At 65.3% G+C, this 2919-nt stretch carries 5 protein-coding genes and 1 tRNA gene; all 6 read left to right on the top strand.

Annotation, left to right across the window (positions count from 1 at the left end):
• Positions 1 to 252 (top strand): hypothetical protein (locus tag Q8Q85_10905; protein MDP3774761.1); only part of this gene is annotated, 252 nt, incomplete at its 5' end.
• A gap of 590 nt (positions 253 to 842) precedes the next feature.
• Positions 843 to 1112: a PQ-loop domain-containing transporter gene (locus Q8Q85_10900; protein MDP3774760.1), complete on the top strand. Its 270-nt coding sequence runs from the start codon at positions 843 to 845 to the stop codon at positions 1110 to 1112.
• Between the two features lie 127 nt (positions 1113 to 1239).
• On the top strand, positions 1240 to 1515 hold the full coding sequence (locus Q8Q85_10895) for a hypothetical protein (GenBank protein MDP3774759.1): 276 nt from the start codon (positions 1240 to 1242) through the stop codon (positions 1513 to 1515).
• Positions 1516 to 1702: 187 nt separating this feature from the next.
• On the top strand, positions 1703 to 2266 hold the full coding sequence (locus Q8Q85_10890; GenBank protein MDP3774758.1) for a hypothetical protein: 564 nt from the start codon (positions 1703 to 1705) through the stop codon (positions 2264 to 2266).
• A 115-nt stretch (positions 2267 to 2381) separates the two neighbouring features.
• Positions 2382 to 2457: transfer RNA gene (locus Q8Q85_10885), tRNA-Ala, on the top strand.
• Between the two features lie 59 nt (positions 2458 to 2516).
• The coding region (locus Q8Q85_10880; protein ID MDP3774757.1) for a hypothetical protein at positions 2517 to 2919 on the top strand (403 nt) is incomplete at its 3' end.

Genomic DNA, 2919 nt, shown 5'->3' with positions numbered 1-2919 from the left:
AAGGAGGACCGAATGGCTCGACTCATCATTGCAGCGCTCGTCATGATCTCGGCGCTCATCGCGATGATCTCCTACGGGGGGAGCATCGTCTTGGGCGCGTCGTTGCCGAAGTGGCCGATGCTCGTGCTGTACGCGATCGCGGCCGTGAGCGCACTCCTCACCCTCCTTTGGGGCGGCGACGAGGTGCATCGGCCGACTCTCGACGATTTGGCCGACGACGCGGCGCGGCGACAGAGCCACAGCGATGGCTGATCCTCACAGGACGACGCGATCCGCGCCATCGCGTCGTCCTCCCACCCGAGCGGTTGATCCAAGCGGATCGAATGCTCAGGTGAGAATTTGAACCCAGCACCTTCAACCCACAATGGAGCATCCTGCGGCCCAAGAAGCGGGGATGACACACACAATGAGAACGTGGATTTCGGCGGTGACCCTCGTTTGCGGCCTCGGCGCGCTCGCCCTCGCCGTTAGCCCGAAGGTTCGCCAGAAGATTCATGCCGCAGAACAGGCAGAGCAGGAGGCGGAGCAGGAGGAGACGAAGCGAATCGCAGATTCGGAAGCAGCCGCCTGTCGTGCAGCGCTCCCGGAGGCGAAGCTCCCGAAGCCGACTTGGCGCAAGTGCAGTCGCTTCGAGACGTGCTTCCACTGCATCGACGACCGCGGCATCCTACACCCGGTCCACCCGCCGCACTGCGGACCCAACCAGTCGTGTCAGTAACGACTGCCCTCCAACAACCCCGACTTCGGTCGGGGTTCCACCCGAGCGCCGGATCCTCAAGTGGGATTCGGTGCTCAGGCGGGAAATCACAACCAGCACCTTCAACCCCAACCAAAGGAGAACGATGGAAACGCTGAAGAATGTCGTCAGTGTTCTCGTCGCCATTGCGGGGTTTGCGAACGCGCTGCTGTTCGTACCCCAAGCGTGGCGCATCTGGCGCGGGAAGAACGCGGACGGCGTGTCACTCACGACGTTCGTCGGATTCCTCCTGTTCCAGGCAACCTTCATCGGCCACGGCATTCTTCGCCAGGACTGGGCGCTCGCATCCGGCATGGGCGCGAGCTTCCTCACCTGCGGAGCGGTCGTGGCGCTGGCGGTGCGATACCGCCGGTAACATCTCATGGCGCTGCTCGGCAAAAAGGGGCGAGAGCCCGCCGGCAACGGTGACCGAGGGTACGCGCGGCTGCAACTGCCGCCGGTGCCACCAACAACGTTCGCAACCCGTTCAAGGAGAAAACGCGATGGGAATACTGAAGAACATCGGAATCGGACTCGCCCTCGTGGCGCTGCTCGGCGCCATGCTCGTCGGATCGGCGATGGACATCGGCCGGATCGACCCATTCGCGGGCAGCGCGGAAGAGGGTCGCGAGTACTGCGACAACACGCCCCCGAGCATGATGAACGAAGAGGAGCTGCAGCGGTGCGCGTGGCTCCGCGAGGAGGACGAGCGGCCCGTGAATGATCCGAATGATCTCTACCCCGTCGAGCCCACGCGGTTCTTCGACGACGGACCGTAGCACTCACCCACCACAACCCCGTCACATGACGGGGTCCCACCCGAGCGGTTGATCCAAACGGATCGAATGCTCAGGCGGGAAACTCCGCCAGAGGCGGATGCGCCTCGGGCGCAGAAACCCAGCACCTTCAACCCTCTACCCCATACGGAGCGGCCTGCAGCCTAAGAAGCGGGGCCGAAAACAACAGATGAGAATCCTGGTCATAGACGACGGCACGGAACACCTCGAGGCGGCGCGAGCGCAACTCGGCAGTGCGCACGACGTGGTGCTCGCCGGTACCTACGACGAGGGGCGCGAGCTCCTCCGCGGACAGCGCGGGTTCGAGGTCGTCCTCTGCGACCTCCTCATGCCCGCGAGCGGAAACATGCTGGGCTCGAAGGAGGGCCTGCGACTCGTCGGGCAGGAGATGCCGATCGGCATCTTCCTCGCGATCCTCGCGGCGAAGAACGGCGCGAAGTACGTCGGGTTGCTGACCGACAGCGACCACCACTCGCACCCGGCGAGCGCGTGCCTCGACGCGATCCAGCGCAACGAGGGGCATCCCGATGCATTCCGAATCGAGGGAGCGACGGTCGTCCTCTCGAACTGCCGCAACTGGATCCGGAACTTCGACCCGTCGGACCTCGCGACGCCGATCGCGTACGATGTCGCCTACGCGCGCGAGAAGGCCGGCGATTCGCTGGTGCGGGCGAAGTATTGGCCCGCACTCCTCGACCGGCTCCTCGAGGGAGAAAAGTCCGCGGTCGCGTAAGACATCGGGGAGGGACGTTGCCGAGGCAGCGCAGCGTCCCTCTCCGAACGGCCCCCGATGTAGCTTCGGGGGCTCCCACCCGAGCGGTTGATCCAAGAGGATCGAATGCTCAGGCGGGGGATTAGCTCAACTGGTAGAGCGCTGGCTTTGCAAGCCAGAGGTCGCGGGTTCGAGGCCCGCATCCTCCACCAAAATCGGAACGTACCTTCAACCCGTAACACATCCGCCAAAGGCGGAAAGGAGACTCGAGATGTCGACGCAACTGTTCGGACGTGATCGGATCGGTTTTCTCCCCACGGAAAGCTGGCGGGGAGGCGAGGATGGCGACGGCGGAGATCTGACCGGCGTCGCTCCGCTCCGCACCTCGCGGAGCTTCCTCGACCCGTACTCGGGCCGCGGAGGCGAGGACCTCCGGGTGCAGGCGGTGGAATTCACCACCCCGGAGGACCTCTGCGCCGCCATGGAGGCGGTCGAGCTGCTGGGGCTGGACGAGGAGAGCCTCGAACTGCTGCTCAACGGCGAAGAGGAGGAGGGCGAGGTCCCGGCCAGCTCGCGCACGCGGCGGCCCCGCCGCACGAAGCGGCCGCCCGAGGTCTTCGTGAACGGCCAGCCCCTCGAGGACCACCTCGCGGGGAAGCCGAACACCGCGGCGG

This window comes from Gemmatimonadales bacterium, from assembly GCA_030697825.1.
Classification (GTDB): domain Bacteria; phylum Gemmatimonadota; class Gemmatimonadetes; order Gemmatimonadales; family JACORV01; genus JACORV01.
Note: the sequence above shows the minus strand (reverse complement) of the source record. Positions and strands in the feature narration are given on the sequence as shown.